The following is a 17,529-nucleotide window of genomic DNA, read 5'->3' on the forward strand; positions in this document are numbered from 1 at the left end:
TAAGGAGAAATTTCATATACAAAATAACTGCCAATGATAAGCGCAAAATATTCTATCAGCGCTACTTTTCATCATAGAGCAGCCTCAAAAAAAATCCGCTCTCTTTTGCGACTAAAATGTCCTCATATACGACAAAACATTAAAATTCAATCAATTAGAACACTGAAACTGTTTGGCTGTCATATTATATTTAGCCTTAAAAGTTTTTGAAAAATGAGATCGTGAAGTAAAACCAACATTTTCTATTACTAAATTAATTTGCTGACCAGTGCGAATTAACTCCGCAGCTTTTGTTAACCTGTAATCACGGATATATTCTGTGGGCGATAGATTAACCAGCACCTTCAATTTACGCTGTAATTGTCGTTCACTTAAGGCAAGCTGCTTTGCACACATAGGCACGGTTAATTCCGGGCGGTGATAGTTTTCGGCTAAAAACGCATCGATGTTTATTAGTAACTGTGCATCTTTTGGATCTGTCATCGCACTTGTCGTATCCAACTGCGAATTAGCATTGTGTGTTGTTCTTTGTTGGTGGTATTTAGCAACCCAGGCCACCCAGTTATCAACTTTTAGTAGCAGTTCGGCACGCTCAAAAGGTTTGGTTATGACATCCATAGCGTAATGGTTTAAGCCTTTTAATTTACTATCATGATCACCTTTGGCCGTTAAGATAATAGCAGGGATATGACATGTTACATGCGATTGGTGTAACTCCTGCAATAAGCTGAAGCCATCCATTTCGGGCATCATTAAATCAGTAATGATCAGATCTGGCACATACTCAAGTAATAACGCCATCGCCACTTTACCATTTTCAGCCATCAGCACTTTGTATTTAATACTAAGCTCGCTGTGTAAATAGTTACGTAGATCATCATTATCTTCAACCACCAAAATAGTCGCCATGTTATTACTGATTGCGTCACTGACTATGGGAGTACTGACTACAGGAGTAATGTGTTGCAACGCCGCCGTTGATTGATTAGGTAATGGTGTAACTAAATCTAGCAACACAGTAAATTCGGTGCCTTTTAAAAGTGTACTAGTAAGTGCTATTGACCCTTTATATTTATCAACAAGCCGCTTTACGATTGATAAACCAACGCCACTGCCTTCAATATTAGAATGGCCACTGGCGCGATAAAATAAGTCATATACTTTATCTCTTTCGACCTCTGCAATACCGCGTCCGGTATCTCGCACTGTAATTTGCGCCTGCTGTGCTTGTCGCGAAACAATAAACTCTATTTCTCCCTGTGTTGTATATTTAAAAGCATTACTTAATAGATTACTAAAAATAGTAATTAAACCCTCACGACTGGCATTCACATATAAGTCATCATCTATTTGGTAATCAAACTGCAATTGCTGCTCACCCAGCACATTAAACTGAGCAGCGACCTCACGAGCGATTGCCGACAGAGAAATATACTTAACCTCATCAGCACTACTTTCATCAAAACGCGTCAGGGTTAATAACTTATCGACTAAGCTTTCCAATCGCTTAGAGTTACGTAATGCTAAATTCAGGTTATGTCTTTTTTTATCGCTACTTTCATTGGCGAGCAAAGCTTGTAACGGCGCAACCAAAAGACTCAAAGGGGTTCTTAATTCATGTGAGGCATGGGTGAAAAAGCGCACTTTATTCTCTAAGGTATCACTGAGAGCAGTTGCCTGCTGCTCAATGAGTTCTTTTTGCTGCGCTATTTCCTGAGTTCGTAATGCTACAAATGCTTCCAGTTCAGCTTTTTGGTGCCTTAAACGACGTGTCCATAAAACAATGCACAGCCAAACAATACAGATCGCTGCAAAAAAATAGCCAATATAAAACACCCAAGAGCGCCACCAAGGGGTAAGCACATGAAAGTTAACTAACACCGGTGCTAATGCTGGGACACCGGCTTTTGAAAATGCTTCAACGATTAATTGATACTGACCCGGCGGTAGATTGGTGTAATCAATTTTTAAATTGCTGCCCTGTGCTGTACGCCACTGTTGCTCAAACCCTGTTAAACGATAACGATACTGGTTTTGTTCGGGCTCTAAATAATGCAAGTAGTTAACCGTTAACGACACCCGCTGTACATCGGCGGCAATTTCTAGCTGACGCTCTTTCTCTACCTCATAATGCATACCTAGCGTGCTGTTATATCGGTTAACTAATGCTGTATCGTCAAAACTAAGCTCTGTCAGGGCAAGCTTTGCGCTGCCCTGATTTTGTGTTTGCTGTGCAGGCTGAAACACGGTCAACCCTTGCGTGCCACCAAAAATAATCTGACCTTCTTTATTTTTTAAGTAAGCACCTGCGTTAAACTCATTTCCTTGTAAACCATCTTTAGCCTGAAAATGAGTTATTTGAAAGCTCTGGCTGTCTATTTTGACTAAACCATTGTTCGTACTGAGCCAGACATTGTGCTGTTTATCACTGATCAAACCGTAAACAACTTGATTGGGTAACCCTTGCTCAAGGCCTAAATAAATAACTTCTCCTGAGCCTGCGGTGATGATATTAATTCCATCGGAAGTCGCCAACCACATATCATTATTAGCACGGCGTAAGAATGCTCGCACAGTGTTATGACTCAGCCCCAAGCCATTTTCTTGCTTAGCGTAATTGGTTAATTCATTACTTATAAAATCATAGCGATACGCTCCTTCACCATCAGTGGCAAACCATAATTGCTGCTCGTTATCTTGGTAAATTTTTGTAACCCGTGGTGCCGTTATTATTAAGTTTGAGTCGCCTTGCTTAGTGGCATAACTGATAAATTGCTTGCTCTTGTTATCAAAACGAAATAACCCTCCGCCATTGGTTCCCACCCATACATCATTGTGCTTATCGACTAACAAACAATAAATACTATTTTCAGTCAGGCCATGCTCACCAACGCCTGCCTTATAAGAGATCAGCTGACCTTGTTTAGTGATCACATCAATACCATCAGCCCAAGTGCCAATCCATGTATTACCTTGTTGGTCTTGGGTAATTGCCTTGATTGCATTACTTGATAGCGCCAAAGGTTGCGACTGTTTATCTAAATGCTTCACCCGGTTAAATTGACGGTCTAATATATCAATACCACCACCCCAACTGCCGTACCAAATTTGTTGTTGTGGGTCTTCATACAATGCCCATGCATCATTGCTGGTAAGAGGGCTGGGCTTTTTCAATTTATTAAAGTTGAGAGTCGTTGGATCAAGTTTACTAATGCCATTGGCAGTGCCAAACCACATGATGCCAGTTTGGTCCTGAAACACACTGTACACACGATTATGCGCAAGACTGTAACGATCAAACGGATCATGCTCTAACCGACTAAAAGACTTGCTCTGTCTGTTATAAATACTGACACCCCCACCTCGGGTTGCCAGCCAAACACGCCCTTGTTGATCAAATTCAATATCTCGTACTTGATCGCTTGATAGTGAATTGGTATTACTTGGCTGATGTCGCCAATTTTGATAACTGTGTTTGGCTAAGTTAATCTCATATAAGCCACTACCTTGTGTTGCCAGCCAAATATGAGAGTCGTTACTTTGTTTAATAGCAAAAATACTGGGGGGAATTTGTTCGCGACCAAGCACCTTGGCCAAATAGTCTGGCATTAGCTTATTAGTTTTTAAGTCAAAGTGATGCAGACCATTACCATGCGTACCAATCCAAATAGTGTCGTTCACTATGCTAAGCGCATACACCGGCTTTAGTAATTGTTTGGCAATGCGCTCAACCTCGCCGGTATCTTGGTTTAGTCGATAAACCATGCCATCAAAAGTACCAACTAGCAGCCATTTTTTATAAGTAAGTAATGCGGTAATTCGCTTATTTTCGAGCTGTGGAGTGGCAAACTGATAGCTAAATAAATTTAACTGATTCACGCCACCATGGCGGGTGCCAATAAACAATTGGTTTTGGCTGCCTAATAACAAAGGATAAATGTAATTGTTAGTCAGTGAATTAGTCTTTTTAGTCGATGTTTTGAAGACCTCAAAATGATTACCATCAAAGCGATTTAGGCCATCCTGGGTGGCAAACCACATAAAACCTTGTTGGTCTTGCTGAATATTAAACACCACACTTTGTGAAAGCCCCTCTTCTATGCCGTAATGTTGAAACGCTGCTAAGGTATTTTCAGATCGTACAAAGCAAAAAATACAAACTAATACTAACAGCCGACACAACATATTTTTTCTCTACCTTTATTTCAAACTTCTGCATAAAGGATAGTCGAAACTAAAAATTAACACACGTAATTAGGAAAATGTACCGATAGAATTTATTAATCTATTTAATTCAGCAACTGATCCGTTTGTCGCAACTGCCAATAACGGGCAATTAAGGTTAGACCCCTTAACAGCATAAAACAGCTCATCGCCAACCATAAGCCATGATTTTGCCAACTACTAAACACCCAAAAAACACCAAAAAAACCAACTAAAGCTGAAAACAGCATAGTATTACGCATATCTTTCGCGCGAGTTAAACCCACAAAAATACCATCAAACAAAAAGCAACTCATTGCTGCAAGTGGCATAAAAATCAACCACGGTAGATAACTATTTGCGGCACTGATCACCTGTGGTATATCGGTTAATAAAGTAATTATCTGCTTACCTAACAATGCAAAAAACACACTGTAAGCAAGGCCAAAAAGTGCTCCCCAAAACACACTTATTTTTACCCATAAGTGGATACGTCGCACACTTCCTTGACCTTTAGCCTGCCCTACTTTTGCCTCACTGGCATAGGCAATACCATCGAGAGCAAAACTCACTAACATTAAAAAATTCAGCAAGACCGCGTTAACTGCCAAAGTAATATCACCGATCCGTGCGCCATAAAATGTCATAAAGCTAAAACACAATTGCAATATTAAAGAGCGAATAAAAATATCACGATTAAGACTTAACAAGGCCCACATTTTTTGTGCACTGAACCAGCCACCGACAAGCAGTGGAACAGCCATGTTTTTAGCTAATTTAAACACCAAAAATAACGCAAAGATAAAAGCGATATAATCAGCAATAACTGATGCCCATGCGGCGCCAGCCACTTGCCAATCTAAAAACACCACAAAATAAATATCTAAAGCTATATTGGTAAGATTGGTGACAAGTAATAAATAAAAAGGCCCTTTGCCGTAATGAATCCCTAGCATCCAGGCTAATAACACCAAATTGCAAAGTGCCGCTGGGGCACTAAAAATACGAATCTCAAAATAGCGATAGGCTTGTGCAAGTACCTCGCTACTGGAGCCAGAAAGGTATGCCATAACATGTTTGATCAAAGGCGATAAAGCAATTAAAGTAAAGGCAACGAGTAGCGCTAAAACTAAACTGCGCTTTAATAACCCGGCTAATTGATGATAATCTTTTTTACCATAAGCTTGGGCAACTAACCCTGTGGTGCTCATGCGTAAAAAGCCCGCAAGCCAAAATAATAGCGAGATCACGGTGGCACCTAAGGCTATGCCAGCTAGGAAGTGAGCGCTGCCGAGATGGCCAATTACAGCGGTATCAACTAATCCTAACAGTGGCACGGTTATATTTGATAATATCATAGGACCGGCTAACAACAGCAAGCTTTTATGGTGTGCTTTATGACGACTAAGAAACTTTTTCACAGTGTATTATCAATCCTATTCTGGCTATCTTTACCTGCTCACAGCGCAGTTATTTTGCAATACCATCATGTCAGTGAAACCTTACCGGCGGTCACAAGTGTTAGCGCTAAAACCTTCACTGAACACCTTAACTATTTAAAAGAACATGATTTTAACGTCATCGCATTAAATGATTTGCTTGCAAGTTTACAACAAAGTCAAAGTTTACCAGATAAAACCGTGGCAATTACCTTTGATGATGGGTACAACAATAATTATGAACAAGCCGCACCGATATTAGAGAAGTTTAATTATCCTTACACCATTTTTGTTAATCCAAAATTGATTGATGAAGGTAAAGGCTATGTAATGGGCTGGGATAAACTCAGAGAGCTTGCCAAAAAAGGCGCGCTGATCAGTAATCACAGTGGTGAGCATAATTACTTACACCGTAAATTAGCCAATGAAACCACCAGCGAATGGCAAGCACGTATCAAGCAAGATATTTTGTCATCACAACAACGGATTAAAGAAGAAATTGGCCATGACTATAAATATTTAGCGTACCCCTATGGTGAATTTAATAATCAATTACAGCATTTAGTAAAAAAACTGGGGTTCATCGGAATTGGTCAACATTCCGGAGCCATTAACAAGGATTCTGACTTTAGCCGCTTACCACGCTTCCCAGCTTCTGGCTTTTATAGCAAGCTTGATACTTTAGTGACTAAACTTAACTCGCGCGCATTTTCAATCCAAGAGCTCAATTATGGAGACAGTGTTACCAATGAAAATCCACCACAGATCAGTATCAAATTTAATATGGGAGACTTTCATAAAAGTCAGTTAGCCTGTTATGTGTCGGGTATTGGTCAAGCAACATTAGCATGGCCGGCTGCTGATACTGTGACTATAAACTCACCTAAACCATTAGCTCAAGGTCGCTCTCGATTTAACTGTACAGCGCCATCAATCAGTCACAAGGGTAGTTATTATTGGTTTTCACAACCGTGGGTAATTGTTGATTAATGCTTAACTGCGTGGCTCAATAACTGCCCAGTTACCTTATCAAGAGAAACAACATCTATTGCCGCACCAAGTTCAATTGCGGCTTTAGGCATACCCCATACCACTGACGATAACTCATCTTGCGCTACGGTATACGCGCCATGCTGTTTTAATGCCAGTAACCCCTTAGCGCCATCGCTGCCCATGCCAGTTAATAAAGCAGCAAGGGTGTTTTTAGGGCATATCTCAACAAGCGAATTAAATAATACATCGACGGCTGGACGATGGCGGTTGACCGGCTCACTTTGATCAAGCTGGCAGTATAAACTACCGCCTTGTTGAATCACCCTTAAATGCTGATCTCCAGGTGCAATATACGCCCACCCCGTTGCTAACTTATCGCCATGCTCTGCTTCTTTAACATTGATGGTACAGGTGCGATCCATTCGTTGCGCAAATGAGCTACTAAACACCGGTGGGATATGTTGAGTGATCACAATGGGCGGGCAATTTTCTGGCATTCGCATTAGCACTTCTTTGATTGCTTCTGTGCCGCCCGTTGAGGCCCCAATTGCCAGCACTTTATTGTGGCTAAACTGGGCATCACGCAGTGTATCGAGTGGCTTAACCTCACCGGGCTTAAAGGAGCGAACACGTGCTGTAGCGGCAGTACGCACCTTTTGTTGCACAACTTTTGCGTACTGAGTAAATTGCTCTGAGACATTAACAGTCGGCTTGGCAATAAAATCAACCGCCCCGAGTTCCAACGCTTCCAAAGTAATAGGCGAGCCTTTTTGTGTCAACGTTGAGATCATCACCACCGGCATCGGCCGAAGGCGCATTAAGTTTTTCAAAAAACTAATACCATCCATTTTTGGCATTTCAATATCTAAGGTCAACACATCAGGGTTAAGCTGTTTAATCATTTCTCGTGCTTGATAAGGGTCTTCTGCACTTCCTACTACTTCAATATCATCTGCTTGATGCAAAATTTCTGTTAATACTCGCCGTATTAATGGCGAGTCATCAATCACTAGCACCTTGATCATAGTTAGCCCCTTAAAATAACTCGATATCGGTTTTTGAATCTTGTTTTTCGATATCGTGTAAATAATTAATTTCGCGTTTTTCGATCGTTTCGCTGTGCATCTCGCGCAATTTCTTAACCTGTGCCCTGCCTGTTTGAGGATTAAAATTTACCTTACGTGGCCAAGGACCGCCTACATCATGAGATACCAAATTTAACCCTTCCTCTTGTACATAAGAGTGGGCAAAGCGGATATTACCAAGACCGATATCGGTCATCGAGCGAATAATCTTGCCACCGCCAAACAATTTTATTTTTAAGTTTTGCCTTGATGCACCGTTTTTCAGCACCTCATTAATTAAAAATTCCATTGCCCAATTACCATAACGACAATTTAAACTATGCGCGCTGGTAGGCTCTGCACCTCTTTCAATAGGAAGCATAAAATGATTCATGCCACCAACTCCCAGCTTGTCATCATAAATACAAGCTGCAATGCACGAACCAAGCACAGTAGAAATCACTTCATCATGTTTTGATACATAAAATTCGCCGGGTAAAACTTTAGCAACAACTCGCTGTTGCCCTGAATCCCAAAACCGTTTGATATGCTCAAAGCCATGCAGTACAGGCTTAAAATTACGTTCCATAGCTCACCTTAAGGTACATAGTTTTACCTAAATTTTTAAATTCACTATGTTCCTTGCCTATCGTTTCAGAGTGCCCTAATAATAAATACCCTTGCTCGGCTAAAATATTGCTATAACGTGTAAACAACTGATCTTTTGTTTCTTTATCGAAATAAATCACCACATTACGACAAAATATGACATCAAACGGCCCTTTCATTGGCCAGTCCTGCAATAAATTCAAACGCTTAAAATGGATCCGTTGCTGTAATTCGGGCTTAACTTTGAACTGCTCGCCATCTTTACTTTTTAAAAACCAACGTTGTAATTGCTGCGTTTCTAGCCCGTTAACATTCGCAGCAGTGTAAGTACCTGACTGCGCCTTTGCTAATACGTTTGAATCTAAATCAGTGGCTAGAATTTTCACATCCCAATCGCTTGGAAATAAGCCATGCAAGGTCATAGCTAATGAATAAGGTTCTTCACCCGTTGAGCAACCAGCAGACCATATTCGCACTCGTCGAGTGCTTTTATTGGCAACTAACAACTTAGGTACAACATGTGATTTTAAATAATCAAAGTGATGTGATTCACGAAAGAAAGAAGTCAGGTTGGTGGTTATCGCATTAATAAAATCGCTAAATTCTTGCTCTTTGTGATTATCTAAATAAGTTAAATACTGCTTAAACGTTGTAAGCCCTAATGCTCGGATGCGACGAGCAAGGCGTGAATAAACCATTTCCCGTTTATGTTCACCCAAAACTATACCGCACGCCTGATAAACGATAGCTGCTATCTGTTTAAAGTCACTATCGGTTAGTAAGAACTCTTTCATTACCGTTACTCGTAATAAGTGCGTCAGGGATGCAGTTGAACATTAAAAACAATTGCAACCTAAAGGCTCTCCCGTTTGTACAGCATAGAGCCTTTAGCTGCGATATTGTTTACGAAACCTTAGAACTCCTCCCATTCATCAGCTGAATCTGCAAAGTTATTTCCTCGGGCTTTACTGCGAATGTTACTGCTACGCGCTGGTGCAGTTGTCGCTTTAGCTGGCGCTATGGTTAACTCTTCTTGCTGATCTATCGTGAAAAAGTTGAGTAGTCGGCGCATATCGTTTGCTTGCTCAGACATCGACTCGCCAGCAGCGGAGGCTTCCTCTACTAGCGCAGCATTTTGTTGAGTCATTTCATCCATTTGTGATATCGCTTTATTTACTTGCTCAATACCCGAGCTTTGCTCTTCTGATGCTTGAGCTATATCAGAAATCATTTCTGTTACTTTTTGTACCGCAATCACAATTTCTTTCAAGGTTGCACCCGATTCATTCACTAATAATGTACCGTCTTCAACCTTGCCAACGCTATCACGGATCAGCTCTTTAATTTCTTTTGCAGCACCTGCAGAGCGCTGTGCTAAATTACGTACTTCTCCTGCGACCACTGCAAACCCTCGACCTTGCTCACCCGCTCTGGCAGCCTCTACAGCCGCATTCAGTGCAAGTAAATTGGTTTGAAAAGCAATTTCATCAATCACGCTAATAATATCTGCGATTTTCTTACTCGACTCATTAATGGCTGACATGCTCGTCACCGCACGGTTAACAACTTCGCCACCTAACTGCGCTTTACTTTGTGTTTCTTCTGCAAGCTGATTCGCCACTTTTGCGTTATCGGCATTTTGTCTGACCGTACTGGTCATTTGCTCCATACTTGATGCGGTTTCTTCTAATGATGAGGCCTGCTCTTCAGTACGTTGACTCAGATCAGCATTACCTTGCGATATTTCCTCTGCACCACTGGCCACTAACGTAGCCGAGGTATTGATGCGGTTTATCACTTCCGTCAACTTATCCGCGGTTGCATTCGCGTCTTGTTTTAATTTATTAAACGAGCCTTGATAATCTTTTTCAATACGGATAGAGAGATCACCATTTGCTAATGCATCTAGCATCGTTGCCGTATCAGACACTGCGGCATCAACAATTGCAACAAGGCTATTTAACCCTTGTGCTAAGCGTAAAAAGAAACCTTTTTTATCCGTTTCCACAACTCTAGTTTGCAATTCACCATTGCCTGCAGCACTCACTAAATCAGCAATCTCCTTTTCGATAGCCACTTCTGCGGTGCGGTCAGTCCATTCTACAACCGTACCAATGCGTGCTTTTTCAGGCGTAAAAATGGGGTTGGCAATCAAACCAAAGGTTCTGCCACCGACAAGAATTTCTGTTTTGTAAGTGGTCTCTAATTTAGCCAACATATTACGCTGATGGGCTGGGTTTTTATGGAACACATCAATGTTTTGCCCCATTAACTGATTACTATCAAAGTGCGGTAAATCTTTGCGCAAATCTGACTCTGCAGCCTGCATCATTTTTAGCACGGCTTCGTTCATATATATGATGTCGTTACTAGCATCGGCAATCATAGTATTAGTAGCAACCCGATCAAGAGCGCGACGCACTCGTAAGTTCTCTTCTGCTTCGAGCTTTTCTTTTTCAGCTCGGGTGACCTCATCAGTAATGTCTTCCCACTCAACAATAGTGCCAAGGCGTTCGCCATCAGTACCAAGCCACGGAGTCGCGATCAAAGTAAAAATAAGCCCGGCTAAGCGCAATTGCGTTTTGTGTGGCTGCTGCAACTCAGCAAGTAGTTTTCTCTGATGCTCTGGTTTTTTATGAAAATCATCAACACAAGTACCCACTAAATTCGCGACCGAAAAGCTTGGTAATACGGTTTTAAGTGTCTCTTCACGGGCTTGCAACATTCGCTGTACTTGTTCATTAACATAAACAATTTCTAAATTGTTATCTGCAATCATCACGTTGGCTTGGCACACTTGCAGTGCTTTGGATAATTGAGCGTCATGTAACGATTTGACCTCAGCTTGCTTTTGCGCGGTGATATCAATGGCGTATTTAACGACTTTATAAGGCTTACCGGTTAAATCAAAAATTGGATTATAAGAAGCCTGGATCCAAACTGCCGAGCCATCCTTCGCAATCCGTAAATATTCGCCAGAATCAAACTCACCGCGACTAAGCTTTTGCCAAAAAGCTTGATATTCTTTACTTTGCGCATACGTTGCTTCTACAAATATACGGTGATGCTTCGCAACAATTTCGTCGAGCTGATAACCTAATGTGCTGAGGAAATTTTCGTTAGCCGAAATAATCGTACCATCTAGCTCAAATTCAATAACTGCTTGCGACTTATCAATGGCTTCAATTTGCCCTGCCGTCTCGTAAGCTTTATTTTTTTGTGCGGTAATATCACTGGCAAACTTAACAACCTTAATCACACTGCCATTGGCGTCTAATACTGGGTTATAGGTTGCTTGTATCCACACGTTACGGCCATTTTTATCTATACGTTTAAATTCGTCAGAGATAAATTCGCCGCCTCGCAGACGCTGCCAAAATGCTTGATACTCGGTACTTTTCGACTCATCTTCTGCAACAAAAATAGCATGATGCTGACCTTGAACTTCTTCAAGCCGATACCCCATGACAGTTAGAAAATTTTCGTTAGCAGTTAAAATGACACCGCTTGGCTCAAACTCAATGACTGCGAGCGACTTATTTAACGCCTCAACAACCAAGTCGTTATCTGATTTTGAATTTTTAGAATTGCTAAACCACCCCATGCCCTTCACCTTTTTTGTTTATTTACATTTGCTCATTTAGTGAAGACACTAAATATCCATTGTTTTTTTCAGATCTAGTAACGCGACCATTTTTTCACCAACGTTAACCAATCCCGCCACAAATTCAGAGTTCTCTGAATCCGTAAAATTAGGCACTGTTTTCGCGTCTTGCCCTGCGATACTGTAAACATCCGATACGGCATCAACGACCACGCCCATAATCTTGCTGTTTTGCTCAAAATAGACTTTCACCACAATCACCACTGTAAGCGGGCCATAATCAATCGCCGCTAAGCCAAAACGTAACCTTAAATCTAAAATAGGCACTATGGTGCCACGTAGATTAATGACTCCTTTGAGATAGTCAGGGGCATTGGGGATTTCAGTGATTTCTTCCCAACTACGAATTTCTTGAACCGTTAAAATATCAACGCCATATTCTTCATCAGCCATAATAAAAGTTAAAAACTGCTTAACTCCTTGCGCCTGTTCTAGCATTATTTTGCTATCTACTTCGCTTTGCGCAGAGATCATGACGCCTCCAAATTTGCTTTCGATTCAATAATTAGCTCTTGGCTTCCAGGCTTTCTCAGCCCTGATAATTTAATTAAGCCACTAATATCGACAATCAATGAAACTCGTCCATCCCCTAAAATAGTCGCACCTGAAACACCATCTACTTTTTGGTAATTTGCTTCTAAACTTTTGATCACCACTTGTTGTTGCGATAGTAAATCATCAACTAATAAGCCGATTTTTTGATTGTCGCTTTCGACCACTACCAACAACGTTTTATCGAGCGTTTCAATTGCCCCTTGGTGATTAAAAATATTGTATAAGCGTAAGATCGGGATATATTCATCTCGTAGCCTAAGTACATCTAAGTCTTTGCCAACTCGGCTCACTTTACTGATATCAATCTGCAAGGACTCAACTATAGAAATGAGTGGAATAATATAAGTATGTTTCGCTACTCGAACTAATTGACCATCTAAAATAGCCAATGTTAAAGGCAGCCTAATCGTAAATGTGGAGCCAACACCTGCGGCAGATGACACCTCAACAGAACCATTAAGTGATTGAATATTACGTCTCACTACATCCATTCCCACACCGCGCCCTGAAATGTCGCTTACCTCATCTGCGGTTGAAAAACCGGGCATAAAGATCAACTCATTAATTTCATCATCATCCAACTCGTCCGTATCGTTAACTAAACCATTAGCTACGGCTTTTTGTTTTATTTTTGCTGTATTCAGACCTTGTCCGTCATCCATGATTTCTATAACGATATTGCCACCTTGATGAAACGCATTAAGCGTGACCTTACCAACCGGATTTTTACCAGCAGCAATGCGCTGATCAACGGTTTCTAAACCATGGTCTAAGGAGTTGCGTACTAAGTGCACCATAGGATCTGATATTTTTTCCATCACAGTTTTATCAAGTTCGGTCTGCTCTCCGAGCAACTTTAACTCAACTTGTTTATTCAACTTTTGCGAAATATCTCTTACTAAGCGCGGGAAGCGGCTAAATACAAAGCTAATTGGCAGCATGCGAATACGCATGACGCTTTCTTGTAAGTCACGGGTGTTATGTGCTAGTTGTGCTAAGCCTTCTTGCAAAGAAGCAATGGTCGCTTCGGTTATCTCTTGTTCGCCAATTTGGCTCAACATGGCTTGAGTTATAACCAGCTCACCCACCATATTGATTAATGAATCAACTTTATCGATACCCACTCTAATTGAAGTTGATTCCGCGGCGGCAGGTGTCGTAACTTTGACTGTAGCTGCTTTTTTACTCGAATTAACCGCGACAACTTCAGTAACTTCGGCGACTGTTGAGGGGGATTCGATATTTTCTGCAATTGGCTCTGCTGTTGTAGTTTGCTGGTTTTCCTCTGCGAATAAACCACCACACAGAGTGATACTAATATCAGCATCATCTTCAACCCACTCAAAAATTTCTCGAATTGCGCTTTCATCTTTTGCTGTATTTAAAAAGAATCGCCATGATAGAAAACAATCATCGGCACTTAAGTCCGTAATATCAGGGATCTCATTATGAAAAGCTTGCGTCTCTAAATCGCCCAATTCAGCCAGTTCACTGATCATATACAGTGGCTCGTTACCGGTTTTAAATAAGTGATGATGAGGCTTAAAATCAATTTGAAAGGTATTGAATTCTGGTTGCGCTGGTTGCTCTTCTGCCTCAACTTTATCGGAATCGCTTTGGTTGACCCCTAGAATTTGTTCAAACTTAATTCTCAGATCGATAGCTTCTTCTAAATTAGGTTCTTGCTCTGCTTGCAGGGCACTGAGTAAAGCCCGTAAGCAATCAACAGATTTAAGTAATAAGTTAACATGCTCTGCGGTAAGTTCTCGTTTTCCCTCGCGTATTTGATCTAACAGGGTTTCTAACACATGGGTAAAGTCAGACACAGAATTAAAACCAAATGTGCCACTGCCTCCTTTGATTGAATGTGCTGCACGAAAAATAGTATTGATTGTTTCTAAATCTTCTTCGCCGGGTACTAAGTTTAATAACTCAGCTTCCATAGCATCTAGGCCTTCAAAGCTTTCTTCAAAGAACACTTCAAAAAATTGACTTAAATCTATACTCATACCCCGTCTCCTAGATTAGCGAATGACTTTTTTTAACACCGCTAATAGCTGCTCAGGATTAAAAGGTTTAACTATCCAGCCAGTAGCCCCAGCTGCCTTGCCCTCTACTTTTTTGTCCATACCTGATTCGGTAGTTAACATGAGCAATGGGGTAAATTTATAGTTGGGTAAGGTCCGCAGCTCTCGGATCAAAGTGATGCCATCCATAACCGGCATATTGACGTCCGAAATCACGGCATCAAACCCTTGCTGCTTGGCGATGCTTAGCGCTTCACTACCATCCTTTGCTTCAGTAACATCAAAGCCCGCTTTTTTAAGCGTAAAACCCACCATTTGACGCATCGACGCAGAATCATCTACGGCTAAAATTCTTTTCATATGAACCCCTTATTCTGCATTCTCGAGTATTAGATATTCACTTAGGCCTAAGCGATTAATGGCACTCTTTAAAGACTCACTTTGCCCAATCCAAATAATTTTATGCTGTACACATAACAAATGTTTCTGCAAAGCACACAATAGCTGAATTGAAGCCGTATCGGCACGTGCAACCTCACTTATATCGAGGCACACATCATCATTGCTATGTAATTCTTGCAATAAATCTTGGTGTAAATTTTCAACTTGGGTGATTGCTAATTCAGCGGGAAGCTTCAACATATTCTTAGCACTTTCCATGTTTAACCAATTCATAACAAAAGCTTAGACTGAGTTAGTGAAAATGCCATAAATGCGTTGAAAAAAGAGTGAATTTATTTACCGAGGATAAAATAAAAGCAAAAAAAAGGGGCGAACGCCCCGTTAGATTCTTCGAAAATACACGTTCAGATTAACTTATTGGTAATAATCGGCGATCTGCTTAAATTCAGTGATTAATAATTTAGCATTAATTAACGGCACACTACCTTGTTTAAACTCAGGTTTAAAAATGGCCCTGACAGCTCCTTGTGGATCAACCATTGCAATTGAAGCACTGTGGTCAACAGCGTAATCTGGTTCATCACTGTTGCTAATAGCGTAAATGAGCCCCAACTCTCTGACCAATGGAAACAAATCTTTGTGCTCTCCTGAAACAGCTAAAAAGTCAGGATTAAAATAATCGATGTAGGCTTTGCGTTTAGCTGTTGTATCGCGTTTTGGATCAACCGCTAAAAACCAAATTTGCAGGGGGTAATCAGCGTGTAATGCGTTATAAACACTCTTCAGTTTAGCTAATGTCAGCGGGCAGATATCGGGGCAGCTAGTATAGCCTAAAAACACTAAATTCCACTGCCCGAGTAACGTTTGCTTGGTCACTGGTTGGGCGTTTTGGTCCTGTAGAGAAAAATCACTTAACGGTCGCGCTTGTTCGTACACTAAAGCCTCCACTTCAGGCATCGCGCTATCACTGCATGCTGTTAAAAACAGTAACCCTAGCGCCAACCACACAGGTCGACACTTAACAGCTAAGTTATTCATATAAAAAACCATTTATCGATAAATAAGGCTACAAAGAGTAACATTAAATGGACAATCGAAAAACGAAATAAATCCATTGCAGTATCGTCATTTCCTGCCAATTTTAGTTTTACTGCCTTATACGTAAAGATACTATTTAATAAAGTAGCTGCTAGCAAATAGATAATTCCCGACATGCCGATCAAATAAGGCAATACGCATACTAAGGTAAGCAATACTGAATAAGCAACGACGCAAGTTTTACAAAAGTCGATTCCATGAGTAACAGGTAACATAGGTATTTTGGCACGCTCATAATCACTTTTGCGGGCAATTGCCAGTGCCCAAAAATGTGGCGGAGTCCATGTGAATATAATCATCACCAATAACCAGGGCGCGGCCGCCATTTGCCCGGTTTCAGACACCCAACCTAATAATGGTGGCATTGCACCAGCAAGCCCACCAATCACAATATTTTGCGGTGTTGCGCGCTTTAAAAACGACGTATAAATAAACGCATAACCGACTAAAGCAAATAGGGTTAATATGGCAGTTAAAGTATTAGCCCAGATCATCAGCATTAAAAAACCACTTACGCCAATAACTGCGGCAAAGCTTAATGCATGAGATTTAGATAACCGCCCTTTCGCAACGGGCCGATGACGAGTGCGCGCCATTTTACTATCTATTTCACTGTCGACTACATGATTGATCACAGCCGCTGCCGCAGACAATAAGCCAATTCCCAGTAAACTAATAAATTGTACGCCAATACCACGGCCAACATCGGGGGCAAGCGCTAAACCAACCCATGCAGTTAACACCAGCATGGCCACCACTTTGAACTTACTAATTGCTAAGTAATCATGCAACAAGCCGCTAATTTTGCTAGGTGCTATCTTTGTTATTGCTATTAATTGTGTCATAACTGCCCCTAAGTACACGGCTAGCGCATTTTAATCCCAGATTCTAACAGGGTTGAGCGATAATCATCGTCTAGCCCTGCCATTTTCTTTTTTCTCGCCATACTGGCTGTTTTAGTTGTATCTTGTTTAAATAACGCCATGGCTATTTTTCTCATTACGTTAAAAACAAGGGGTCCTTGCTTCTTACGGATTCTTGATTCATCTTCCCTAAAGTTCATATCCAACATCCAATGCATACTTTCAACCTGCCAGTGGCTTCGTACCGCATTAAGTGCTTGCTCCGCACCTAACGCTAACGAACTAATATACCAACGCGTTTCTATCGTGTCTGTACCTGATGATTTATCGTGAACCTCAGCGGTTACTTGAATAACACTCTTTAAGCCAGACCATTGGTAGATTTTATCTAACCAGCTTTTATCAATAAGCAATTGCTGACAAACCCTTGTTTCAATGCGCCCATGCCCTGAGCTTATTTCGGTATGTTTATCATAGTTGCTATTGGTCAATCCTTCGCGCTCACTCTTGTGCCACCAAGCTTCTAATTCACTCTGCATACCTGAATGGTTACCTTTGAGCGCTAGGATATAATCAGCTTTTTGTTTAATTATTTGTTTCGCTATTTCTTGC

The 17,529-nt window shown here is 41.0% G+C and carries 14 protein-coding genes; 1 reads left to right on the plus strand and 13 read right to left on the minus strand.

Annotation, left to right across the window (positions count from 1 at the left end; genetic code table 11):
- Nucleotides 1–150: 150 nt before the first annotated feature.
- Together V7783_RS11315 and dinF are read right to left on the minus strand one after the other, a co-directional pair.
- Nucleotides 151–4,185: a hybrid sensor histidine kinase/response regulator transcription factor gene (locus tag V7783_RS11315; protein ID WP_335678796.1), complete on the minus strand. Its 4,035-nt coding sequence runs from the start codon at nucleotides 4,183–4,185 to the stop codon at nucleotides 151–153.
- A 104-nt stretch (nucleotides 4,186–4,289) separates the two neighbouring features.
- Nucleotides 4,290–5,624: an MATE family efflux transporter DinF gene (dinF, locus tag V7783_RS11320; protein ID WP_335678797.1), complete on the minus strand. Its 1,335-nt coding sequence runs from the start codon at nucleotides 5,622–5,624 to the stop codon at nucleotides 4,290–4,292.
- On the opposite strand from dinF, the gene V7783_RS11325 reads away from it, so the two are divergent.
- A complete protein-coding gene (locus V7783_RS11325; RefSeq protein WP_335678798.1) occupies nucleotides 5,601–6,632 on the plus strand; it encodes a polysaccharide deacetylase family protein in 1,032 nt (343 codons plus the stop codon). The two genes, dinF and V7783_RS11325, sit on opposite strands and share 24 nt — an antisense overlap.
- Here V7783_RS11325 and V7783_RS11330 read toward each other — a convergent pair.
- The 11 genes from V7783_RS11330 to V7783_RS11380 form a co-directional block, all read right to left on the minus strand.
- Complete coding sequence (locus V7783_RS11330) at nucleotides 6,629–7,660, minus strand: protein-glutamate methylesterase/protein-glutamine glutaminase (protein WP_335678799.1); 1,032 nt, start codon at nucleotides 7,658–7,660, stop codon at nucleotides 6,629–6,631. The genes V7783_RS11325 and V7783_RS11330 overlap by 4 nt on opposite strands.
- 10 nt (nucleotides 7,661–7,670) lie before the next feature.
- Nucleotides 7,671–8,288, minus strand: a complete 618-nt coding sequence (cheD, locus tag V7783_RS11335) for a chemoreceptor glutamine deamidase CheD (protein WP_335678800.1) — start codon at nucleotides 8,286–8,288, stop codon at nucleotides 7,671–7,673.
- Nucleotides 8,278–9,102 carry a CheR family methyltransferase gene (locus V7783_RS11340; protein WP_335678801.1) on the minus strand — a complete coding sequence of 275 codons (825 nt, stop codon included), beginning with the start codon at nucleotides 9,100–9,102 and terminating at the stop codon, nucleotides 8,278–8,280. Before V7783_RS11340 ends, cheD begins: the two co-directional genes overlap by 11 nt.
- A gap of 119 nt (nucleotides 9,103–9,221) precedes the next feature.
- Nucleotides 9,222–11,912, minus strand: coding sequence for a methyl-accepting chemotaxis protein (locus V7783_RS11345; protein WP_335678802.1), 2,691 nt, complete (start codon nucleotides 11,910–11,912; stop codon nucleotides 9,222–9,224).
- 48 nt (nucleotides 11,913–11,960) lie between these two features.
- Nucleotides 11,961–12,446 carry a chemotaxis protein CheW gene (locus tag V7783_RS11350; RefSeq protein ID WP_335678803.1) on the minus strand — a complete coding sequence of 162 codons (486 nt, stop codon included), beginning with the start codon at nucleotides 12,444–12,446 and terminating at the stop codon, nucleotides 11,961–11,963.
- The gene (locus tag V7783_RS11355) at nucleotides 12,443–14,536 is read right to left on the minus strand and encodes a chemotaxis protein CheA (protein WP_335678804.1); all 2,094 of its coding nucleotides are present in this window, start codon (nucleotides 14,534–14,536) and stop codon (nucleotides 12,443–12,445) included. The genes V7783_RS11350 and V7783_RS11355 overlap by 4 nt, the downstream gene beginning before the upstream one ends.
- 15 nt (nucleotides 14,537–14,551) lie before the next feature.
- Nucleotides 14,552–14,914 (minus strand): response regulator, encoded by a 363-nt coding sequence (locus tag V7783_RS11360; RefSeq protein ID WP_058561442.1) that lies wholly within the window; start codon nucleotides 14,912–14,914, stop codon nucleotides 14,552–14,554.
- Between the two features lie 9 nt (nucleotides 14,915–14,923).
- Nucleotides 14,924–15,196, minus strand: a complete 273-nt coding sequence (locus V7783_RS11365; protein WP_335678810.1) for an STAS domain-containing protein — start codon at nucleotides 15,194–15,196, stop codon at nucleotides 14,924–14,926.
- Between the two features lie 174 nt (nucleotides 15,197–15,370).
- The gene (locus tag V7783_RS11370) at nucleotides 15,371–15,994 is read right to left on the minus strand and encodes an SCO family protein (RefSeq protein WP_335678805.1); all 624 of its coding nucleotides are present in this window, start codon (nucleotides 15,992–15,994) and stop codon (nucleotides 15,371–15,373) included.
- A complete protein-coding gene (cyoE, locus tag V7783_RS11375) occupies nucleotides 15,991–16,899 on the minus strand; it encodes a heme o synthase (protein WP_335678806.1) in 909 nt (302 codons plus the stop codon). Before cyoE ends, V7783_RS11370 begins: the two co-directional genes overlap by 4 nt.
- A 20-nt stretch (nucleotides 16,900–16,919) precedes the next feature.
- Nucleotides 16,920–17,529, minus strand: a 610-nt coding sequence (locus V7783_RS11380) for an ISAs1 family transposase (RefSeq protein WP_335678807.1), incomplete at its 5' end; no start/stop codon positions are given.

It is taken from the genome of Pseudoalteromonas sp., from assembly GCF_036960685.1.
Lineage (GTDB): Bacteria > Pseudomonadota > Gammaproteobacteria > Enterobacterales > Alteromonadaceae > Pseudoalteromonas.